This window comes from Mesorhizobium sp. M0563, from assembly GCF_040321065.1.
Taxonomy (GTDB): Bacteria; Pseudomonadota; Alphaproteobacteria; order Rhizobiales; family Rhizobiaceae; genus Mesorhizobium.
In genome coordinates this window covers 26370-47704 of sequence record NZ_JAMYQV010000001.1, presented here as the reverse complement: position 1 = coordinate 47704, position 21335 = coordinate 26370, and the positions used below count along the sequence as shown (strand labels likewise).

At 63.7% G+C, this 21335-nt stretch carries 8 protein-coding genes; 2 read left to right on the top strand and 6 right to left on the bottom strand.

Annotated features, from left to right (window positions below):
• The first annotated feature begins 120 nt into the window (after nucleotides 1-120).
• Nucleotides 121-711 (top strand): transglycosylase SLT domain-containing protein, encoded by a 591-nt coding sequence (locus NKI50_RS00160; RefSeq protein ID WP_352639747.1) that lies wholly within the window; start codon nucleotides 121-123, stop codon nucleotides 709-711.
• 15 nt (nucleotides 712-726) lie between these two features.
• Here NKI50_RS00160 and NKI50_RS00155 read toward each other — a convergent pair whose 3' ends face one another.
• The 6 genes from NKI50_RS00155 to NKI50_RS00130 form a co-directional block, all read right to left on the bottom strand.
• On the bottom strand, nucleotides 727-3138 hold the full coding sequence (locus NKI50_RS00155; RefSeq protein WP_023720871.1) for a dipeptide ABC transporter ATP-binding protein: 2412 nt from the start codon (nucleotides 3136-3138) through the stop codon (nucleotides 727-729).
• Nucleotides 3139-3217: 79 nt separating this feature from the next.
• Nucleotides 3218-4375 carry an ABC transporter permease gene (locus NKI50_RS00150; protein WP_352482929.1) on the bottom strand — a complete coding sequence of 386 codons (1158 nt, stop codon included), beginning with the start codon at nucleotides 4373-4375 and terminating at the stop codon, nucleotides 3218-3220.
• Nucleotides 4376-4387: 12 nt separating this feature from the next.
• On the bottom strand, nucleotides 4388-5422 hold the full coding sequence (locus NKI50_RS00145) for an ABC transporter permease (protein ID WP_023720873.1): 1035 nt from the start codon (nucleotides 5420-5422) through the stop codon (nucleotides 4388-4390).
• A 221-nt stretch (nucleotides 5423-5643) separates the two neighbouring features.
• Entirely contained in the window at nucleotides 5644-7296 is a 1653-nt protein-coding gene (locus tag NKI50_RS00140) for an ABC transporter substrate-binding protein (RefSeq protein ID WP_023720874.1), read from the bottom strand.
• 260 nt (nucleotides 7297-7556) lie between these two features.
• On the bottom strand, nucleotides 7557-13607 hold the full coding sequence (locus NKI50_RS00135) for a translocation/assembly module TamB domain-containing protein (protein WP_352714995.1): 6051 nt from the start codon (nucleotides 13605-13607) through the stop codon (nucleotides 7557-7559).
• Nucleotides 13607-15535, bottom strand: a complete 1929-nt coding sequence (locus NKI50_RS00130) for an autotransporter assembly complex protein TamA (protein WP_023720875.1) — start codon at nucleotides 15533-15535, stop codon at nucleotides 13607-13609. The genes NKI50_RS00135 and NKI50_RS00130 overlap by 1 nt, the downstream gene beginning before the upstream one ends.
• 273 nt (nucleotides 15536-15808) lie before the next feature.
• Between NKI50_RS00130 and NKI50_RS00125 the strand changes: the two genes are divergently transcribed.
• On the top strand, nucleotides 15809-21289 hold the full coding sequence (locus tag NKI50_RS00125; RefSeq protein WP_352639751.1) for an alpha-2-macroglobulin family protein: 5481 nt from the start codon (nucleotides 15809-15811) through the stop codon (nucleotides 21287-21289).
• Nucleotides 21290-21335: the final 46 nt, after the last annotated feature.

The window sequence follows — 21335 nt, the reverse complement described above, 5'->3', positions numbered from 1 at the left end:
GGTAAAAGCGACAACAAATGTCGGAAGGTTCATACTTGCTCAGCGCCAGCCAAAGCGGCCGATGAGCCGTTAAGGAACGCAGCAAGATTCCTTTTATGTTTTCGGCCTAATGCTCTTCCAATGCGTAGGTCGAGTTTTAGTAAAATTGTAGCGATTGCCGTGCCGCTGGCACTTTCGGCCTGCGCGACGCCGCCGAACCACATCAACGATGTCTGCGCCGTTTTCGACCAGAACGATGGCTGGTTCGACAACTGGCAGGCGGCCGCACAGCGCGCCGAGCAGAAATATGGGGTGCCAGTCCCAGTACTGATGGCGACGGTGCGCAAGGAATCCGGCTTTAAGAGCAATGCACGGCCGCCGCGCACCAAGCTGCTGGGTTTCATTCCCTGGAAACATATCTCCAGCGCCACCGGCTTCTCGCAGGCGCTCGACGGCACCTGGGCGCAATACCAGAACGAGACCGGCAGTTGGGCGGCGCGCCGCACCAGGTTTGCCGATGCCGTCGATTTTGTCGGCTGGTATCATTCCAAGACCGCCGACACACTCGGCGTCCCCCGCAACGACACCTACAATCTATATCTCGCCTACTATCTCGGCTGGAATGCCTATAAGCGCGGCAATCGCGGCGGCGCCGACGTGCAGCGCTATGCGCACGCCACCGAACAGATGGCGCAGGACTACGCCGCGCAGCTACGGCAATGCGCGCCCTAGCACATCAGCGGCATTTTAGCCGCCCTTGGGTCTGCGCGGCTTGCGCGTGGCGTTCTCGGCCTGGCGGCCGTCGCCGACTGTCGGCGGCGTGATTGGTGCCACTGCGCTATCAGCAGAGCTTGAGATGCCGCCGGTCTCTGAAACCTCGTCGCGAACCTCGTGACGGCGGGCTTTGGCGACCGCTTCGGCATTCTCCGCTGCCTGACCCTCGGCATCGGCTTCAACGCTGCCAGTCTTGCCATGCGGGCGCTTGGGCGGATCTCCAGCAAAGCCCGGGCCAACACCGTGGTTTGCATCATCCGGCACGCCCTCATTCGCCGCGTGTTCCTTGTCGAATTTAATCACCGGCTCCATTTTTGCCAGCACGTCGTCGGCCAGCCAGCACAGGCTCATATGACCGTCGCCGAGATTTTTGACCGGCGGCACCGTAGTTTCGCAAAGATTGTCCGGCACAAGTTTCTTGTAGCCGCAGCGCGTCTGGAACGGGCAGCCCGAGGGCGGGTTCATCGCCGACGGAATGTCGCCTTCGAGCACGATATGCCTTTTCACCACGCTGGTATCGGCAATCGGGATCGCCGACAGCAGCGCCTCGGTATAGGGGTGATAGGGCGGCGAAAATATCTGGTCGGTCGTGCCTTGCTCGACGATATAGCCGAGATACATGACGACGACGCGGTCGGCGATGTAGCGCACCACCGACAGATCGTGGCTGATGAACAGCATCGTGGTCTTGTTCTTGCGCTGGATGTCCATCAAGAGTTCGGTCACCGCCGCCTGGACGGACACATCCAGCGCCGAGACCGGCTCGTCGGCCACCACCACCTTGGCGTCGCCGGCAAAGGCCCGCGCCACGCCGATGCGCTGTTTCTGGCCACCTGAAAGCTGGCGCGGCTTGCGCGTCTCGAATGCCCTTGGCAGCTTCACCAGATCGAGCAGTTCCAGCATCCGCTTGCGGCGGTCGGCCACCGTGTCGCCGACATTGAACTTTTCCAGCGTACGGATGATCTGCGAACCGACCGAATGGCTGGGATTGAGTGTGTCGAACGGATTTTGGAACACCATCTGGATCGACGACACGGTGTCGACGCTGCGCTTCTCGATCCCGGTCGACTGGATTTCCTTGTTGCCCAGCTTCACGCGGCCGGAGCTTGCCGTTTCGAGGCCGAGCAATACCTTGGCCAGGGTCGATTTTCCGCAGCCGGATTCGCCAACGATAGCGACGGTCTCGGATTCGCGCGCCATGAAAGAGATCGTCTCGTTGGCCTTGACGACACGTCCTTCGCTCGAGCCGAACACTTCGCTGCCGCCGACTTTGTAGTACTTCCTGAGGTCTTCGATCTGGAGCACCGGCGCACCGGGCACCACGCGCTCGTTGACTTTCTTGGCGCCAGGCGGCAGCGCCTCCCAGTCGATCTCGTTGAAGCGTACGCAGCGCGAGAAATGCCCGTCATGGCCTTCGACCGCGATCATCGGAATTTCGGCGGCGTTGCAGACGCCCTCGACGAAATGGTGGCAGCGCGGGCCGAAATTGCAGCCCTTCGGCCGCTCGTGCGGCAGCGGCAACTGCCCCGGAATGGATATCAGAGGCCGCGAATTCTTGTCGGCGCCCGGCAACGGGATCGAGCGGAACAGGCCTTGCGTGTAGGGATGACGCATCCGGTCGAAGACGTCCTTGATCTTGCCCGTCTCCACCGCTTCGCCCGAATACATCACCGTGATGCGGTCGCAGGTCTCCAGGATCAGGCCGAGATTGTGCGACACGAAGATCATCGAGGTCCCGAACTTCTCGCCCAGCCCCTTGACCAGATCGACGATACCGGCCTCAACCGTCACGTCGAGCGCTGTCGTCGGCTCGTCGAGCAGAAGCAGCGCAGGCTTCGACAGCAGCGCCATGGCAATGACGATGCGCTGCTGCTGGCCGCCGGAAAGCTGGTGTGGGTAGGAACGCATCATGCGCTCGGGATCCGGCAGCTTCACCGCGCGCACCATTTCCAACGCGCGTTTATAGGCTTCATCCTTCGATACCTTGTCGTGGATCAGTGGCACTTCCATCAGCTGCTGGCCGACCTTCATCGCCGGGTTGAGACTGGCCATCGGCTCCTGGTAGATCATGGCGATCTTGTTGCCGCGGATGGCGCGCAGTTCCTCGTCGGACAGTTCTCCCATGTCCTTGCCTTGGAACTTGATCTTTCCGCCGACGATCTTTCCGATGTTCGAGAGGTCGCGCATGATGCCGAGCGACACGGTCGACTTGCCGCAGCCGGATTCGCCGACGATGCCCATCGCCTCGCCGGGCATGACCGTGCAGGAAAAATCCATGACGGCCGGGATCTCTCCCTTGCGGGTGAAGAAGGAGATCGACAGGTTCTCGATCTCGATGATCGGCCCATTGGTCGGCTTGGCGGGATTTCGAACTGCCTCATTCATGGGTCGCTCCAATCCTTGTTCTGCAGGCATGTCGGGCCGAACCCGGCATCGATCTTTCCCGGTTCAATCTTTCCCGGCATCAATCCTTCATCGACTGTTCGCGCAACGAATCCGCCAGGAGGTTGAGGCCGAGCACGAACGACATCAATGCGATCGTCGGCGGCAGCGCCGGGTGGATGAAAGAGCGCAGCAGCCGGCTGGCATCCTTGATCGCCGTGCCCCAGTCCGGGCTTTCCGGCGCCAGCCCCAGCCCGAAATAGCCGAGCGTGCCGAGCAGGATCGTAGTGTAGCCGATGCGCAGGCAGGCGTCGACGATCAGCGGCCCGCGCGCATTGGGCAATATCTCCCACAGCATGATGTACCAGGGCGATTCACCGCGCGTCTGCGCCGCCGCAACATAGTCGCGCGTTTTGATATCCATGACCAGGCCGCGCACGATGCGGAACACGCCCGGGCTGGAGGCGAACACCACTGCCACGAAGATGTTGAGCTGGTTGGGATCGATGTGGATGATCTTGAACGGATCGGCGTCGAAGACAAGGCCGGCATAGATCCAGCCGCCAACGACCAACGTCAGGCCAAGCAGGATATAGAGGCGGTCGGGCCGGTTCTTGTAGCGCGTCCAGAACAGCACGCTGAAGAAGATGATCGGGAACAGGAAGAACAGCCCGGCCATCGCGTAGGGGATCGGCGTGTCCATGATGCCTGGCGTCACCAGGAGGTAGAACAGCAGGATCACCGGGAAGGCCAGCACCAAATTGGCGAGGAAGGAGAGCACCGTATCGATCCTGCCGCCGTAATAGCCAGCCGGCAGGCCGAGCGTGATGCCGACCATCAGTGCAAAGCCGGTTGCCGCCGGCGCGATGATCAGCACGATCTGGCTGCCATAGACCATGCGGGAGAACACGTCGCGGGCGAGCTTGTCGCCGCCGAAATAGTATACAAGCTTCGACGCCGGCTCGATCGCGCCCGGCAGCGCGTCCTTCATGATCGGCACCTGGGCGAGCGGATCGAAGGGCGCGACGGTCGATGCGAAGATCGCCGTGAACAGCCAGAACAGGCAGATGCCGACGCCGACGATGCCGACGCCGCTGTCGAAAAGCTGGCCGTAAAGGCCAAGCTTCTTCTTGTAGCCGAAGCTCGCCCCCATCACCAGGGCGAGAGCGATCCAGACCGGCCAGAAGCGGGTAAGCACGCCGAGTACGACGTTGAAGGCGCTGAGATATTCGACCTGCATCCGCCCGGTCTCCTATTGAACTCTGATGCGCGGATTGAGGAACGCGTAGCCGACATCGGAGATGAGCTGTGTGATCAGGACGATAAACACCGAGACCAGCGAGCAGCCGAGCAGAAGATCGATGTCGTTGTTGCCGGCCGCCTCGACCAGCGTGTAGCCGAACCCCTGGTAGCGGAACATCACCTCGACGATGACGACGCCGGTGAGCAGCCAGGGGAACTGCAGCATGATGACCGTGAACGGTGCGATCAGCGCGTTGCGCAGAGCGTGCTTTACCACCACGCTGCCGAAGGAGAGGCCCTTCAGCCGGGCGGTTCGGATATATTGCTGCGTCATCACCTCGACCATCGAGGCGCGGGTCATGCGGGCGATGTAGCCGATGCCGTAGATCGCCAGCGTCATCACCGGCAAGGTGAAATTGTAGAAGGTGATGCCCTGGCTGGCCGAGGCCGCCGAGCCGTTCAGCACGCCGAGCCAGGAGGCGAAGATGACGGTGAAGATGACGCCCGAAACATATTCGGGCGTCGCCGTCGAGGCGATCGACGCCACCGACAATGTGCGGTCGGTGCGTGAGCCCTCGCGCATGCCGGCAAGAATGCCGATCAGGAGCGAGACCGGCACCATAACCGCAAGCACGCAGAGCATCAGGATGCCGGTGGCGCTGAGCGCCGGAAAGAGTTTCGAGGCGACCGTCGTCTTGAATTTGGTCGAGCAGCCGAAATCGCCTTGCAGGATGCCGGAAAATGTCGGCACGACCGGATCGTTGCAGAAGGAGAAACGCTGCGCTGGCTTGCCTGTCGCCGGGTCGGTCACCGGCTGCTTGGGCACGACGCCCAGCCATTGTCCGTAGCGGACAAAGAAATTCTGCCGATAGCCATGATTGACCAGCCAAGCCTCGAGCTGCTCGGCCGATGTGTGCATTTCGGTTTGGCTGATCGCGAGCTTCTTCAGATTGGGCCCGAGATTGACCAGGAAGAAGACGATCATCGTCAGGCACAGCATCGTCAATGCCATGGTGCCGAGACGCCTGATAACGAAAGAAAGCATGGCGGTCCCCTGCCGGTCGGGTTGGGGGGTGGAACCGGTTTGCAAGCCGTGCCCTGCCGCCAGCGGCAGAACAAGCCTTCAGACCAGTCCCAGATGCAATACCCTTTTTATTGCAGACCCCGGCCGAAGAGTCCGCAACTTTTTGCTGCGCCGACTTCCGGTCCAAGGACCATGCAACGAGCGAGAGAAAGGGGCCAGACGCCCCTTTCCGGATCGTCCGGTCAGGCCTGGTCGAGCCAGACCTTACCGTAGTCGCGCTCGAAGGTCGGGTGCATCTTGTAGTTCTGCACCGCCTTGACCGAATGGCTGTAGAGCTTGCGCCAATAAGGCTGGATGATAATGCCGGAATCCTGCAGGATCTGCTCGATATCCTTCATCATTTCCTTGCGCTTGGCGGCGTCGGCAACTGCCAGCGCAGCGTTGAGCTTGGCATCCCACTCGGGATTCGACCAAGCCGTCTCGTTCCAGGCTTCACCTGTACGATAGCCGATCGCCAGAACCTGGACGCCGAGCGGCCGCATGTTCCAGTTGGTCATCGACAGCGGATACTTCGTCCAGTCGTTCCAGAAGGTCGAACCCGGCAGCACCGTACGCTTTACCTTGATGCCGGCGTCGCGCATCTGCGCGGCGATCGCATCGCCGGTGTTCTTGTGCCAGTCTTCGTCGACCGTGATCAGCTCGTGCTCGAAATCGGCTTGGCCGGCTTCCGCCATCAACGCCTTTGCCTTGGCCGGGTCGCGAGCAACCTTCGGCAATTCGTAGTATTCCGGATGGATCGGGGCGACATGGTGGTTCTCGGCAACCGTGCCGGCATTGCCGTAGCCGAGCTGGAGGACGACAGCGTTGTCGACCGCGAGCTGCAGGGCGTTGCGAACCTTCTGGTCGCCGTAAGGCTTGTTGGTCACATTGGTGCGGCAGACGATCGTCGAAGCGGTGACGACCTCGGACTTCGCCAGGTCCATGCCGTCGAGGATCGACACATAGTCGGCCGAGGTTTCGAAATTGGTGTGCACTTCGCCAGCTTCGAAAGCGCTGACCATCGCCGCCGGATCGGTGCCGTAGTCGATGAACTCGATGCCGTCGAGGAAGACCTCGCCATCCCACCACTTGTTGTCTTCACGACGCTTGTAGACCACTTTCTGGCCGACATCGTAAGAGACCAGCTCGAACGGCCCAGTGCCGATCGGGCAGGACTTGAAGTCGCCGCCTTTTTCGTCGAACGTCTTGTGGACGATGAGGCCGGGATAGTCGCACACGTTGGGAATGAGGGCGATATCGGGCTTGCTGAGCGTCAGCTTGATCGTGTGGTCGTCGACCTTGGTCACCGCGCTCTCATCCAGCTTGTCGTCCTTGACCAGCGAACCGAGGCGACCGGGCATAGAATTGCCTTCGGCCTTCTTGTCGGCCCAACGCTTGAGGTTGAAGATGACGTCGTCTGCGGTGAACGGATCGCCGTTGTTCCAGGTGACACCTTTGCGCACATGCAGCGTGTATTCGGTAGCGTCGTCATTCACGTCCCAGCTCTCCAGCAGATAGGGGCGGAATGTGTATTCGGTGGTATATTTGACCAGCGGCTCGAGCGCCTGACGCTCGGCATTGGCGATTTCCGACCAGTCGGACTTGCGCGGATCCTTCGGATCCTTGATCCACTGCGCGACCTTCAATACGCCGCCTTTCTTGCCCTGGACCTCTTCCGCCTTGGCCGGCGTGGGGTCTGCAAGGCCAAGCATGCCATATGCCATCGCCGTCGACGCACCGAAGACGCTGGCGAGAGCCAGAAATTCGCGACGATCCATCTTGCCTGCCTTGGCGTCTTCGGCCATGGCCAGGATGTGATCGGGAACGCGGTCGCCGTTACTCTTGTAGATCGTCATGACTAACTCCCATTGTTGGCTTTCTGCCTTTTAACATTCCGCATTCGCGCCATGATGTCAAAGACGGCACGGATTGGGAACATGCCAAGGAATGTGCAACTTTGAAAGCAGGGCGGTTCGCGCGATAACGACAGTCTTGGCGCAAATTTGCTACTGCGCCAGGGATTTCGCGCGAAATCTCCACGGACAATTAAACCGGGACATTTGCTGCTGCGCCGCTCGTTCTTCGGGCAACCAACTGTTCTGCGCGAACAGCCGTTTCAATATTCCCGTTCATAGAAAACACCGCCTTTGGCTTCGCCGGCGTCGGTTGCCTCACCACGCAGCTTGACGCCGCGCCCGACGTCGAGATCGACGGTTGCCTTGCCCGAGCCGGGCCTATCGCCCTTCTGGATCGTCACGTAAGTGCGGTCGTTGAGATACTTGCCCGCCGAGACGGCGGTGCCGCCCTCTTCGTCGGTGATTACGTCGAGATCGTCGACGCCGATCGCGCTGCGCAGGTTCTGCAGCAGGGAGGTCGAGCCGCCGACGCCGGCCAGTTGTCCGGCAGCCTCGGCAAGCTGCGCGATCTGCAGCGGCGACAGGTTCGACATCGAACGGCCGAAGATCAGCTGCGCCAGCACCTCGTCCTCCGGCAGCGCGGGTACCGAGGAGAAGGTGAATTTCGGGTTGGTCGCCTCGCCCGACACCACGATGGTCACGGTGGCGCTGGTTGTCTTGGATTGCGCCGTAAGGTTGAGGTAGGGCACCAGAGAGCCCGAGAAGCCGACCGTGCCTTCGGTGAAGGTCAGCCGCTTGGCAAGGATCGTCAGCCGCCCGCGCCGCAAGGTGAAGGTGCCGACCGCCTGGGGTGACGATGCCGGACCGGTCAGCCGCAGCGAACCGCCGAGCTCGGCGTCGACGCCCCTGCCCTGGATGAAGATCTGGCTCGGCGCATTGATCGTGACGTCGAGGTTGAGGCCACTGCCGCCGCCACCGCTGCTTGCAGCGGCCGGGCGCAACGCCTTGTCCTGCGCACGCACGGCTGCCGGCGCATTCTTGTGCTTGACGTTGAGCTCGGCCAGCGAGCCGGGCAGCTTTTCGGGTACGGTGATGACGGTCTTGGCCAGGTTGACGGTACCGGAAATCACCGGCCCGGAGGTGAGCGGTCCCTTGATGGTCAGGTCGCCGCCGAGGTTAGCAGTGACCACCTTGCCGTCGGTATAACGGCCGTCGACCAGTTTGACCGACAGGTCGGCTGGGAAACCCTTAGCCGGATCGATGCCGACGGTGCCGCTGGCCGAAAGGCTGCCACGCGTCGACAGCGTGCCGGTCAGGCGGTTGATCCTGGCCACGCCACCACCGATAGCGACATCGGCGGTGATGTCGTTGATCGCAAGCCCCGAGCGCGCGTCGACCAGGCGGGCGCCTGACGTACGGACCGTGCCTGAGATCACCGGCGACGTCGCCGGGCCGCGCACCTGCACATCGACGTCGGCCGTGCCGCTCAAGGACAGGCCTTGCGCGGCGAGTGTCCTGGTGAGGAAGGCGAACGGCACCTTGCCGGAAAAGTTGAGATCAAGGGTGGGCGCGCCTGATGTCGTCATCGTGCCGCCGCCCTTGAGGCCAAGGCCGGCGGCATCGCTCATGTTGGCGTCGAAGGTCAGTCTGTTGCCCGAATACGTACCTGAAGACGAAACGCCCATGCCGCCGAAACCTGCACCGCGGGTCTGCGACGTCTGAACGCCTGTGGCGTCGATCTTGAAGGCGACGGCCGGATTGGCCGGCGCGCCCGTCACCTTCACCGTGCCCGAGACGGAGCCGGCGGCATCGAGGCCAGGCGAAAAACTGTTGGCTATCGAGATCGGGACGCGGGCCAGCGTCGCGTTGAGGTCGAGCGCCTGCCCAGCCTTGCCCGTGACCGTCGCCGTTCCGCCGCCGAGGTTGAGCACCAGCCTGTCGAGGCTGGTCACTCCATTGGCGATGTTGATGGTCGAGGCCTGGGCGATAGCCGCCTTGATGCCGCGAATGGTCGCCTCGCCGGAGGCAAGTTCGACCGTCGTCGTGCCCTTGACCGCCCTGACCCGGCCGCCGGCCTTCAGCGGAATATCCTTCACGGTGGCGCCACCGGAGAAACCGGTCCATTCGCCGTCGCGCTTGAGATCGACGTCGACACCACGGATAACCGTGCCGCCGGAAGTGACGCTGTCGGCACGGATTTTTCCGGAGATCACCGGTGCCGCCAGGTAGTTGGCGATCAGCGCATCGATGGTCACGGCCTTGGCCGAGACATCGCCGCGCGAGATCGAGCCCGTCGTCGCCTTGATGGCGACCTGCGGCACGGCGCCAGCCTTGGAGAAGGCGATCGTGCCGCGCACATCGCCATCGGCCTTTTCCAGTGCCAGGGCAGCAAGCGGACCGATATCGGGCAGGTCCAGTGCTACCGTACCGACCGGCACGAAGGCATCGTCGAGCGCCAGGTCGCCGGAAATACGGTTCTTGCCCAGCGACAGCAAAAGCCCGTTGATGGCGCGTTTGCCGTCCGATGTCGCCAGCACGGCACTACCCTGCAGCGACTGGCCCGCGACATTTCCGGTGAGTTGTACATTCGCCGCCGGGTTGGCGGCATCAGCCTTGCCGGTGGCGGTGAGCTTCAGTCCGGTGATCTCACGCGCCGCCACCGAAAGCCTATCGCTGTTGACAGTCAGCGACAGATACGGCGCGGTGCTGGCGCCTTGCGCATTCAGCGCGAAAGAAATAGCGCCTTTGGCATCCTTGGATAGCAGCGAGACGTCGCCCAGCGCGCCTTTGACGTCGGCGCTCAGCTTGTTATCGGCAAGGCTCGCCTGCCCGTCTGCGGTCAGCGCGCCTGATGACAGCCTGATCGCGTTGGCGGTGACATTGCCGTTGGCGTCCCGCTTCAGCGCGGCACTGAGTTGCGTCCGCTCGGCGAGCATGCCACGCGCCGCTACCGGCAGCGCCGCCGACGCGGCATCCGCCTTGAGATTTAGATCGATGGCGCCGTCGGCCAGCGAGACCCGCCCGTTGAAGCCGCTGTTCAACGCGTCGCTGGTCACGGTGCCGCTATCGATGATGACAGCGTCGGCGGCAAGGCTGCCGGCGACTTTGGCAGTGACCTTGCCGGCGATCAGCGGCGCGACGGTCGGATTGTCGAGGCCGATTTTTTCGGCGGTCACCGAGCCGGAGATCGGCCCGCTCCGGGCTTTCACGTCGAAGCGGTCGGAGTGCAGCGCAAGCGTGATGCCCTCGATCTTAGCTAGATTGGTGGCGGCCGATGGCAGCGTCGCGGAGATGTCGAGCTTCGGCTGGGTGCCCTGCCCGGCCGCCTTTAGCGACAGCGTCTGCAGCTCGAGCTTGATCGGGCTCTCCTTGCTGCCGAGCGAAAGCGGCAGGCTCGGGCCGGTGGATGCGAGGTCGAGCGAGAAATCGCTGGCACCGTTCGGATTGATGGTGCCGGCTGCCTTGCCGGAGATTTTCTCGCCGGCAAGCGTCGCATGCTCGATGGCGACGCCGCTGGCCGACGAGAAACGGCCAGCCGCATCGAGATTGAGCGGCCCGAGCCCGGCCCGCCGGGTCTGGCTGGTTTCGCCGCCGCTGAGCCGGGCGTTGAAGCGAATGTCTGGGGCAGCCGACGATCCCGTGACTTGCGCGGTGCCGCTGAGCGTGCCCGCGGCATCGAGGCCCGGTGAAAAATCATTGGCAAGTGCTGCCGGCACCGCCGACAAGGTGGCAGCGAGATCGAGCGTCTGGCCAGCCGTACCCGACACGGCAACCGAACCACCGCCGACACCGAGCGCCAGTTTCTCTATGCTCACCATGCCATTGGCGATTGTCAGCGCCGATGGCTGCGCGACCGCTGCCTTGATGCCGCGGATGGTCGCCTCGCCGGAGGCAAGCTCGATGCTGGTGATGCCGTTCGCAACCCTGACCCGCCCGGCCGCGCTGGCCGGAATGCCGGCGACCGTGGCGCCGCCGCTAAAGCCGGTCCAGTCGCCATCGCGCTTCAGGTCGACGTCGATGCCGCTGATCACCGTGGTTCCGGAGGTGATCGTGTCGGCCTTGATCTTGCCGGAGATCGCCGGGGCTTTGAGATAATTGGCGACCAGAGCGTTGACGGCGATTGTCTTCGCCGCCAGTTCGCCGCGCGAAATCGCGGCGCTCGTCGCATCGATCGCGACCGTCGGCGCACCATTGTCATTCGCGAAACGGATCGTGCCACGCACGTCGCCGGCTACCGTTTGGCCGGCAAGTCTGGCCAGCGGAGCAATATCCGCGGCATCGAGGTTCAACGTGCCGAGCGGCAGCAGGTTGTCGTCGAGCCCGAGGTCGCCGGAGACCTTGTTGTCGGCCAGTGAGACGGCAAGTCCATTGATGGAGCGCTTGCCGTCGGTGGTGACCAGCGATGCCTTGAGGTCGAGCGGCTGGTCGTCGACCGAGCCGGTCAGCGAGACATCGGCGGCAGGGCTGGCAATGTCGGCCTTGCCGCTCGCGCTCAACTTGATCTGCTTCACCGCATGGCCGGACGCCGTCAGGCTGTCGCTGTTGGCCGAAACCGAGAAATCCGGTGCGCTGCGCGCGCCGCTTGCCGTCAGCGCGAAACCGACGGCGCCGCCGACCTTCGCGCCGACCAGCGGCGACAGTACCGACACGTCGCCGAGCGTGCCCTTGATATCGGCCCGGATATCGGTGCCTTGCGCACTGGCGGTGCCGCTGGCACTAAGCGTACCGGAGGTGAGCTGCAATGCGTTGGCGGCGAACGCACCGTCCGGGTCGCGTGTCGCGGTTGCGGAAAACTGCACACGCTCGCCGAGAACCGAGCTGATCTGCGGCGGCAGCGCCGCCGAAGCCGCGTCGGCATTCATCTTGAGCGTCATCGACAGATCGGCCAGCGCCACAGTGGCCGTCACGGACGCATTGAGCGCGTCGCTGCGCAGCGTGCCTTGGTCGACAACGACCTGTTCCTTGCTGACCGAGCCGGCGAGACCGGCGCTGACCCTTCCCGTTATCAGCGGCGCCAATGTCGCAACGTCGGTGTTCAGGCCGGCCGCCGTCAGCTTGATGGTGACGGGCCCGCTACGGTTCTGGATGTCGAAGCCATCAGAATGCACTTGCCCGATCAGGTCGTCCACCCGCGTGCCGCCCGCCACCACGGAGACCAGCGACGCGCCGATATCCACCATCGGCGCCTTGCCATCGCCGAAAGTGCGGGCCGTGGCGTCCTTGATCGCCACGGTTATCGGCTGTGCCTCGCTGCCGAGGCTAAGCACGATCGGCGGCCCTTTCGCGGCGAGTTTCACCGAAAGATCGCTGGCGCCGTTCGGATCGACAATGCCGGCGGCAGTCGCGTGCACGGCGCCGCTGTCGATATTGGCGCGCTCGACATCGACGCCACCGGCCGCGGTGGCTGTGCCGGCGAGGTCGAAGCTGGTCTTGCCGGCAAACAGCGGTTTCAGGGTTTCGGGCAGGAAGCGCTCGAATTCGCCATCGCCGTTGGCCTCGACATAATGACCCTTGTCGGTGAGCTGATGGCGACCGGTCAGTTGGGTGACGATCCGGCCGTCGACAACGAAGGTCCCAATACCATTCCAGTTGGCGAGCGGTCCTGTGCCGGAAACGACAATGTCGACTGGCGGCGTGCCCGGCAGCTTGAGCAGGTTGGCGATGATGCCGCCGGCCGGCTCGGATGCCTTGAGGTCGAGGTCGAGCTTGTTGTCGGCCGGCGCGAAATGGGCTTTGGCGTCGACTGTGCCTTGCTTGCCGTCGTGGCGAACGATGTTGAGATTGGTCTCGATAGCCAGCGGCGAGGCATCCGCCTTGAGCGCTCCCTTGGCTGCCAGCTCGGCGACACCGCTGCCGGCCAGAGCCTGCCCGAGTGCGATTTCGGGAAGGTCGAGCTGCTTGACGTCGATGGAAACCGGCAGCGTGGTCGCCCCGCTTTGGCTCGGCTGTGTGCTGGCCACCGGCAGCCTTGCCAACTCGATACGCTCGGCCCCAATACGATCGGCGCTGAAGCTCTTCGACAGGAGTGCCAGCGGCGACCAGTCGACAGCCACCTTGCGCGCCACCATCCAGGCGCCTTCGCGATCCTCCAGAACGAGATGATCGACCCTCAGCGCGCCCGACCAGATACCGTCGATGCCGACGACAGTGACCTTGCGATCGCCGGTCGAGGCCATGGTCGAGATGATGCCGGCAAGGTTTTCGCGGCCGCGCTCGGTTTTGGTCAGCACGACGAGTGCCCCCACCGCCGCTGCCACCACGATGAGCAGCGTGTAGAAAAGGATACGGAGGATGCGCCTGAATATTGCCATCAGAATGCCTGGCCGATGCCGGCATAAATGCCGAAATGAGGATCGTCGGGGCCGCGGTTGAGCGGCACTGCCGCGTCGATGCGCAGCGGCCCGAACGCCGTCAGATAGCGCAAGCCTACACCCGCGCCGACCTTCATGTCCGAAAAATCGGGGACCTGCCTGGTGGACACCGTGCCGGCATCGACGAACGGCACGACGCCGATCTTGTCGGTGACAGCGATGCGCATCTCGACCGAGGTCTCGAAGAAGGAAAGCCCGCCGATCGGCTCTCCGTTGCTGTCCTTCGGGCCGATGCCCTGATAGGCATAACCGCGCACCGAGCCGCCGCCGCCGGAGTAGAAGCGGCGGTCGGCCGGAACATCCTGAAGACCGGCGCCGATGATCGAGCCGATGGCGACACGTTCGGCGAAAACGAATTTCGAGGCCGAATCGAGCGACTGGTAGGCCGACCCCTCGCCCTTCAGCTTGACGAACGCAGCCCCGCTCAAAATGTCGTAGCTCGGCTCGGCATAGGCCAGCACCCTGAAGCCCCTGGTCGGATTGAGCTTGCTGTCGCGATTATCGTAGACATATTGCAGCGGAATGCTGGCGATCAGATAGGTGTGCTTGCCGAAAGCGTCGTGGATCCTGGAATAGTCGAGCGCGACTTGCGCGGAAACCGTCTGCTTCTTGTCGAGTTCGTAGGACAGGCCGGTGCTGCCCTTGATCGAGAAATGGTCGTAGGCGTCGGGGTGCTCCAGCACGGTATTGACGCTGGCAATGAATTTCGACGCCGGCCCGACCACGCCCGGCTTTTCGAACATGACGCCGGCATTATAATTGAGCTGGGTCAAGTCGTTGCTGCCGATGCCGCTGATCTTGCCGTCGATGCGCAGCTTTTCGGCGCGGCCAAACAGATTGCGGTGCCCCCAATAGCCTTCGAGGCCCAGCCCTTCGGTGTTTGAGAAACTGCCGCCAATGCCGAAATAGCGCGGCTTGCGTTCGCTTACCTGGACACCGATCGGGATGTTGCCGTCGGCGTCGAGCGCGTCGGCTTCCTTCACCGTCACGCTGTTGAAGACCTCGAGCCCGAGCAGCCGGTCGCGCGCATCGTCGATCTCATCGGGCGAATATTGGCGGCCGCGCTTCAGGCCGGTCATATATTCGGTGAAATCGCGGTCGACCTTTTCGGTGCCCTCGACAGTGGTGTCGCCATAGCCGGCGACCGGCCCGGCCGCGACGGTGAGCGTCACGTCGAGCGTCGAACCGGCGTGCTCGGCGACGATCTCGCGGCCCGTCACCTTGGCCAGCGGCCTGCCTTCTTGCTTGAGTGCCCGCACGATCGCCGCCTCGGCCTTGAGCACGGCGCCCGAACTGGCGTCACCGCCGGCGATCAGACCGAAGTCGGCACTTGCCAGCCCCGCTGCATCGCCTTTCAGCCTGATGTTGCCAAGCGTGAATTTGGGTCCGGCTGCTATGCTTATCACCACCGGAATCGGCTGCGGGCCGGAAAACTCGGCATCGGGCGGCAGATCGTCGAGCGGCTTGCCCTGAATAGTGATGGTGACGACACCCTCGTAGCGCGCGTCCGCGTAGAGCGCGGCGACAAGTTGCTCACGGTCGCTGCGCGCCTTGGCCAAAAGACCCAGCGAACCTGATACCGGGTGTTCCTCGTCGGCTTTCAGCGCCGAGGCGTTTTCGAGCTTCTCGGCAAGATCCTCGTCGGCGTCGGGCGCTTCTATCGTCACGGCATAGCGCAGTGGGTCGACGATGTCGGCATCTTCGTCCTTTGACGACCCCCAGAGCTTGATGCCGAAAATCTCGAAGGCTGCCGCACTTCCGGTTTCGGCAACAAGTGCCGTCGAGCACAACAAAGCGAAAAGCAGGGCGCGCGAAAGCGCGCGCTGTGGCGCGGTTCCTCCCGACATCTGCCTTTCATACGCCGGCATTATGCTCCTAGCCTAGCTCGCAAACCTAAAATTGGAATGAAGTTCTGAAGCACTCGTAAAGGGGCCACAATCCAATTGCTGAAATAGACAGGGCTTGGAACTCACACCTTCTGCGTCGCCGCAAGAAAGCGTGATCCCCTGTCCTATGGAGCTACTACCGGTCACCGACCGGAAAGCAAACCGTTGGCAGGCGGATCCTGCCGCGTCCTGATGTTGACAAGCGCGACTGAAGCTTGAAGATTTCTGGACGTAAGCACTTGTCTGGAGGGGTTTATGGCAATGCGCGCGGCTCGTGGTCTATCCATTCTTTTCCTTCTCTTTTTCGCCTGGAGCGGTGTCGCGCAAGCGGCCGAAGCCCGGCGGGTGGTGACATCAGATAATTCCGACTATTTTGGTTTCGATCTCAGATCCGACCAGAATGTCAGCCTCGATCAGTGCAAGACCACCTGCCTCGGCGACCCGGCCTGCCGTGCCTTCACCTACAACCTCAAGGCCAAATGGTGCTTCCTTAAATCCGATTACAACTCGTTGAAACCCTTCGGCGGCGCCGTCGCCGGCAAGGTCGTCAACATCGATGGCGATCCCGACATCGGCGCGCCACCCGAACTCGCCTTCTTCCCCAACTGGATGGCCGACCAGGCCCAGCAATACCGCAACAAGCTCACCGGCCCGACCTACACCAAGCCGACAGAGGGGCTGACGGCGCTGAGGGCCGCCGCCGAACAGTCGGCGCTGACGGGCGATCATCGCTCGGCCATGCACAAATACGAAGCGGCGGTTTCGGTGCTGCCGGACGATGGCCAGCTCTGGCTCGAGCTGGCGCGCGAAACGCTTGCCGTCCATCCGACCGCCAACAGTTCGGAGCCGTCGACCCTACCGGCGAACGCCACTTCCGCCGCCTTCAACGCCTACAAATTGCTGCGCACCACCAAGACGCGCGCCGACGTGCTGGCGCTGCTCGGCGACGGCCTTGACCGCCGCGACCTCTACAGGCCGGCCCTGCAGGCCTACGAGGCGAGCCTCGCTTTGGTCAATTCGCCGGCGGTCAGGGCCGCCTATCAGGATCTCAAGGCCCGCAAGGGCTTCCGCGTCATCGATCATACCGTCGATGCCGACACCAGCGCGCCGCGTATCTGCGCGCAGTTCTCCGAGGAGTTGGTCAAGACCGGCGTCGATTATTCCCAGTTCGTCACCGTCGACAACGCCGCTCCCAAGGGCGTCGAAGCCAAGGACAAGCAGATCTGCGTCGAAGGGCTCGAGCACGGCCAGCATTATGACGTGACCTTCCGCGCCGGCCTGCCGGCCGCCATTGGCGAGGTCACCGCGGCACCGGTGGTACTGTCGATCTACGTGCAGGACCGCGCGCCTTCGGCCCGCTTCACCGGCGACAGCTTCGTGCTGCCCGCCGGCGCACGCCGCGGCATACCGGTCGTCACCGTCAACATGAATGCCGCCGAAATGAAGCTCTTCCGCATCGGCGACCGCTCGCTGGCCCAGCTTCTGTCGGGGTATCAGTTCCTGCGCCAACTTGACGGCTACGACATTTCGAACATCTCCGAACAGATGGGCGAGCCGGTCTGGCAAGGCCAGCTCGACATCGCCAACGACCTCAACAAGGAAGTCACCACCTCCTTCCCCATCGACGAGGCGTTGCCGAAGCGCAAGCCCGGCGTCTATGTGCTGACCGCACAAGCCGTCAACGATCGCAGCGACGACTATGATTCGCACGCCACGCAATGGTTCGTCGTCTCCGACATCGGCCTGTCGACCTATACCGGACAGGATGGGCTGAACGTCTTTGCCCGTTCGCTCGCAACCGCCAAGCCGATTGCCCGCGCCGAGCTGACGCTGCTGGCCAGGAACAACGAGATCCTTGGCACCGCGACCACCGACGCGGAAGGGCGGGCGGTGTTCAATCCCGGCCTGACGCGCGGCGACAGCGGCATGGCACCGGCGGTGCTGATGGCCAAGCAGGGCGACGACGACTTCGTCTTCCTCGATATGGGCCGCGCCGGGTTCGACCTGTCCGACCGCGGCGTCGCCGGACGTGCGGCGCCGGGCGCGCTCGACGTCTATGCCTGGACCGAGCGCGGCATCTACCGCGCCGGCGAGGACGTCCACGTCTCGGCTCTTGCCCGCGACAGTGCCGCCAAGGCGGTCGAGAACCTGCCGCTCACCTTCATCTTCTCGCGGCCCGACGGCGTCGAGGACCGCCGCATCGTCAGCGACGGAGCATCGGCCGGCGGCCACGCCGTCGACCTGCCGCTGGAACCCAACGCCATGCGCGGCACCTGGACAGTGGCGATCCACACCGATCCCAAGCAGGCGGCGGTTGCCAGCCAGATGTTCCTGGTCGAGGACTTCGTCCCGGATCGCATCGAGTTCGACCTGTCCGCCGACAAGCAGGAGATCGCCCAGGGCGAGACCGCCAACATCACCGTCGACGGCCGCTTTCTCTATGGCGCGCTGGCCGCGGGCCTCGCGCTCGAAGGCGAATTGACGCTGTCGACCGCCCGCGACTGGGACCGCTTCAAAGGCTATTCCTTCGGTCTGGCCGACGAACAGTCGGCCGAACCAACGGTGACGCCCTTCACCGGCCTGCCGGTGGTCGGCGACGACGGCAAGGCGACCTTCCCGGTTTCCGTCGATCAATTGCCATCCACCACCAAGCTGGTCGATGCCAAGGTCACGGTCCGGTTGCGCGAGACCGGCGGCCGTGCGATCGAGCGCTCGCTGAATATCGGCATCCGCCCGCAGGGCCACATGATCGGCATCCGCCCCGATTTCGACGGCGACGAGGTGCCGCAAGGCGGCACGGCCAAGTTCAGCCTGATCGCCGTCGACCCCGACGGCAAGCGTGAGGCGCTCAAGGGTGCGCAGTGGTCGCTGGTCAAGGTCGAGCGCAGCTACCAGTGGTACCGCTCGAGCAATTCCTGGAACTATGAGCCGGTCATCTTCACCAAGGCGGTGGCCAACGGCCAGGTCGACCTGAGCGCCGATGGCGAGGCTACCATGTCGCTGCCGGTCGACTGGGGCCGCTACCGGCTCGATATCGAGACAGCCGATCCGGAAGGCCCGGCGACCAGCTATGAGTTCGACGCCGGCTGGTATGTCAGCTCGACGACCACCGAAACGCCTGACGGGCTCGAGATAGCGCTCGACAAGGACACCTATGCGGCGGGCGAAGTAGCCAAGCTCAAAGTGTCGCCGCACTTTGCCGGCGAATTGCTCGTCACCATCGGCGCCGACAAGCTCTTGAGGACGGTCACCGCCAGCGTGCCGGCCGGCGGCAGCACCGTCGACATCCCGGTCGGCGACGATTGGGGTGCCGGCGCCTACGTCACGGCAACGCTGTTCAGGCCGGGCGATGCGCAAGAGACGCGCATGCCGGCGCGCGCCATCGGCGTCAAATGGCTGAAGCTCGATCCCGGCTCGCGGAAGCTTGCCGTCAGCTTGGCGCCGCCGGACAAGACCATGCCGCGCCAGCAGCTGTCGATCCCGGTCGCCGTCGCCGGCGTGCAGCCCGGCACCAACGCCTATGTCATGGTCGCGGCCGTCGACGTCGGCATCCTCAACCTGACCAACTACAAGGTACCGGATCCGGAGAACTGGTTCTTCGGCCAGCGCATGCTCGGTCTCGAGGTTCGCGACATCTATGGCCGGCTGATCGACGGCTCGCTGGGCACGACCGGCAAGCTGCGCACTGGCGGCGATGGCGCCAACATGCAGTCGCAAGGCAGTCCGCCGACCGAAAAGCTGGTCGCCTTCTTCTCCGGCCCGGTCCAGCTCGACGCCGACGGCAAGGCGCGGATCGACTTCGACATACCACAGTTCAACGGCACCGTGCGCGTCATGGCCGTCGCCTGGACCAAGGAAGCGGTCGGCCATGCCCAGTCAGACGTCATCGTGCGCGATCCGGTGGTGATCACCGCCGGCCTGCCGCGCTTCCTGGCGCCCGGCGATTCCGCCGTCATGCGGCTCGACGTCGCCGACACCGATGGCCCCGCTGGCGACTACAAGCTGACCATCGACACGACGGGCGACCTGTCTACCGGCAGTGCCGCCTTGCCTGAAAAGCTGACGCTGGCCAAAGGCAAGCGGCAGACACTGACCGTGCCGTTGATTGCGCAGACCGCGGGCAACGCCTCGATCACCATCAAGCTTGCGCATGCCGATGGCACCGCCGTCGAGCAGACGCTCTATGTGCCGGTGCGCCCGGCGCAACTGCCGGTGACCACCCGCATGGTCGTCGACCTCAAGGGCAATGGCGGCGCGCTGCGCGTCGACAAGGAACTGTTGGCGGCAAGCCTGCTCGATGGCGCTTCGGTGAGCGTCGGCGTTTCGCAGTCAGCTGCCTTCGATGTGCCGTCGCTGCTGATGACGCTCGACCGCTATCCCTATGGTTGCGCTGAGCAGACCACCAGCCGTGCCATGCCGCTTCTATACGTCAACGAGATGGCTTCCGGCATCGGCATGGCCAGCGACCCCGATCTGCATGGCCGCGTCCAGGACGCCATCTACAAGGTGCTGAGCTACCAGGCCTCGGCCGGCAGCTTCGGTCTGTGGGGTCCGGGTTCCGGCGATCTGTGGCTCGACGCCTATGTCACCGATTTCCTGACCCGGGCGCGCGAGCAGAAATACGACGTGCCGGCCCTGGCGATGAACCAAGCGCTGAGCAATCTGCAGAACGCGATCGGCTACGACCAGGACGTCCAGGATCGCGGCAGTGAGATCGCTTATGCGCTCTATGTGCTTGCCCGCAACAAGAAGGCCTCGGTCGGCGATCTGCGTTATTACGCCGACACCCAGCTCGAAGCCTTTACCAGCCCGATGGCCGTCGCCCAACTGGCGGCCTCTCTCGCGCTCTACGGTGACACGCAGCGCTCGGAGGCAACCTTCCAGGCCGCGTTGCAACTGGCCAAGTCGACGCCGGAATATGACTATTACCGGTCCGACTATGGCTCGCCGCTGCGTGACGGTGCGGCGATCCTGGCGCTTGCCGCGGAAAGCAAGCCGGTGCCGACCATCGTGCCGGCGCTGATCCAGCTGGTGACCAGGGAACGCGCCGACGCCAGGTGGACCAGCACCCAGGACGAGTCCTGGATGCTGCTGGCGGCCCGCGCGCTGAAGGCCGGCAATGATTCGATCGCGCTGACCGTCAACGGCGCACCGCATGCCGGCGGCTATTCGGACCAGATCGCCGGTGGCGAACTGGCCGACAGTCCGCTGACCATCGTCAACACCGGCAGAAATCCGCTGCAGGCGGTCGTCACCACCGTGGCCTCGCCGATCCAGCCTCTGCCGGCCGGCGGCAACGGCTTTACCATCAGCCGTACCTACTACAAGCTCGACGGCACAGAGGCCAACGTGACGGAGGTCAAGCAGAACGAACGCTATGTCGTCGTGCTCAAGGTTTACGAGCAGAACACCTGGCCTTCGCGGCTGCTGATCACCGACCTGTTGCCGGCCGGCTTCGAGATCGACAATCCGGGCCTGGTCTCCAGCGCCCAATTGACGAACTTCTCCTGGCTGGCGCAGACCGATGCTGCCCATCTCGAATTCCGCAACGACCGTTTCGTCGCGGCCTTCAATCCGAACGACGGCGACGGCGACCGCAACATCACGCTCGCCTACGTCGTGCGCGCGGTGACGCCGGGCATCTACGCCCACCCGGCGGCAACGATCGAGGACATGTACCGGCCGCAATATTCGGCCCGCACCGCCACCGGCATGATGGAGGTCAAGGCGCCGTAACGATGGAGAGGGACGCAGACCGGTTGACTGCAGGTAACGACGTGAT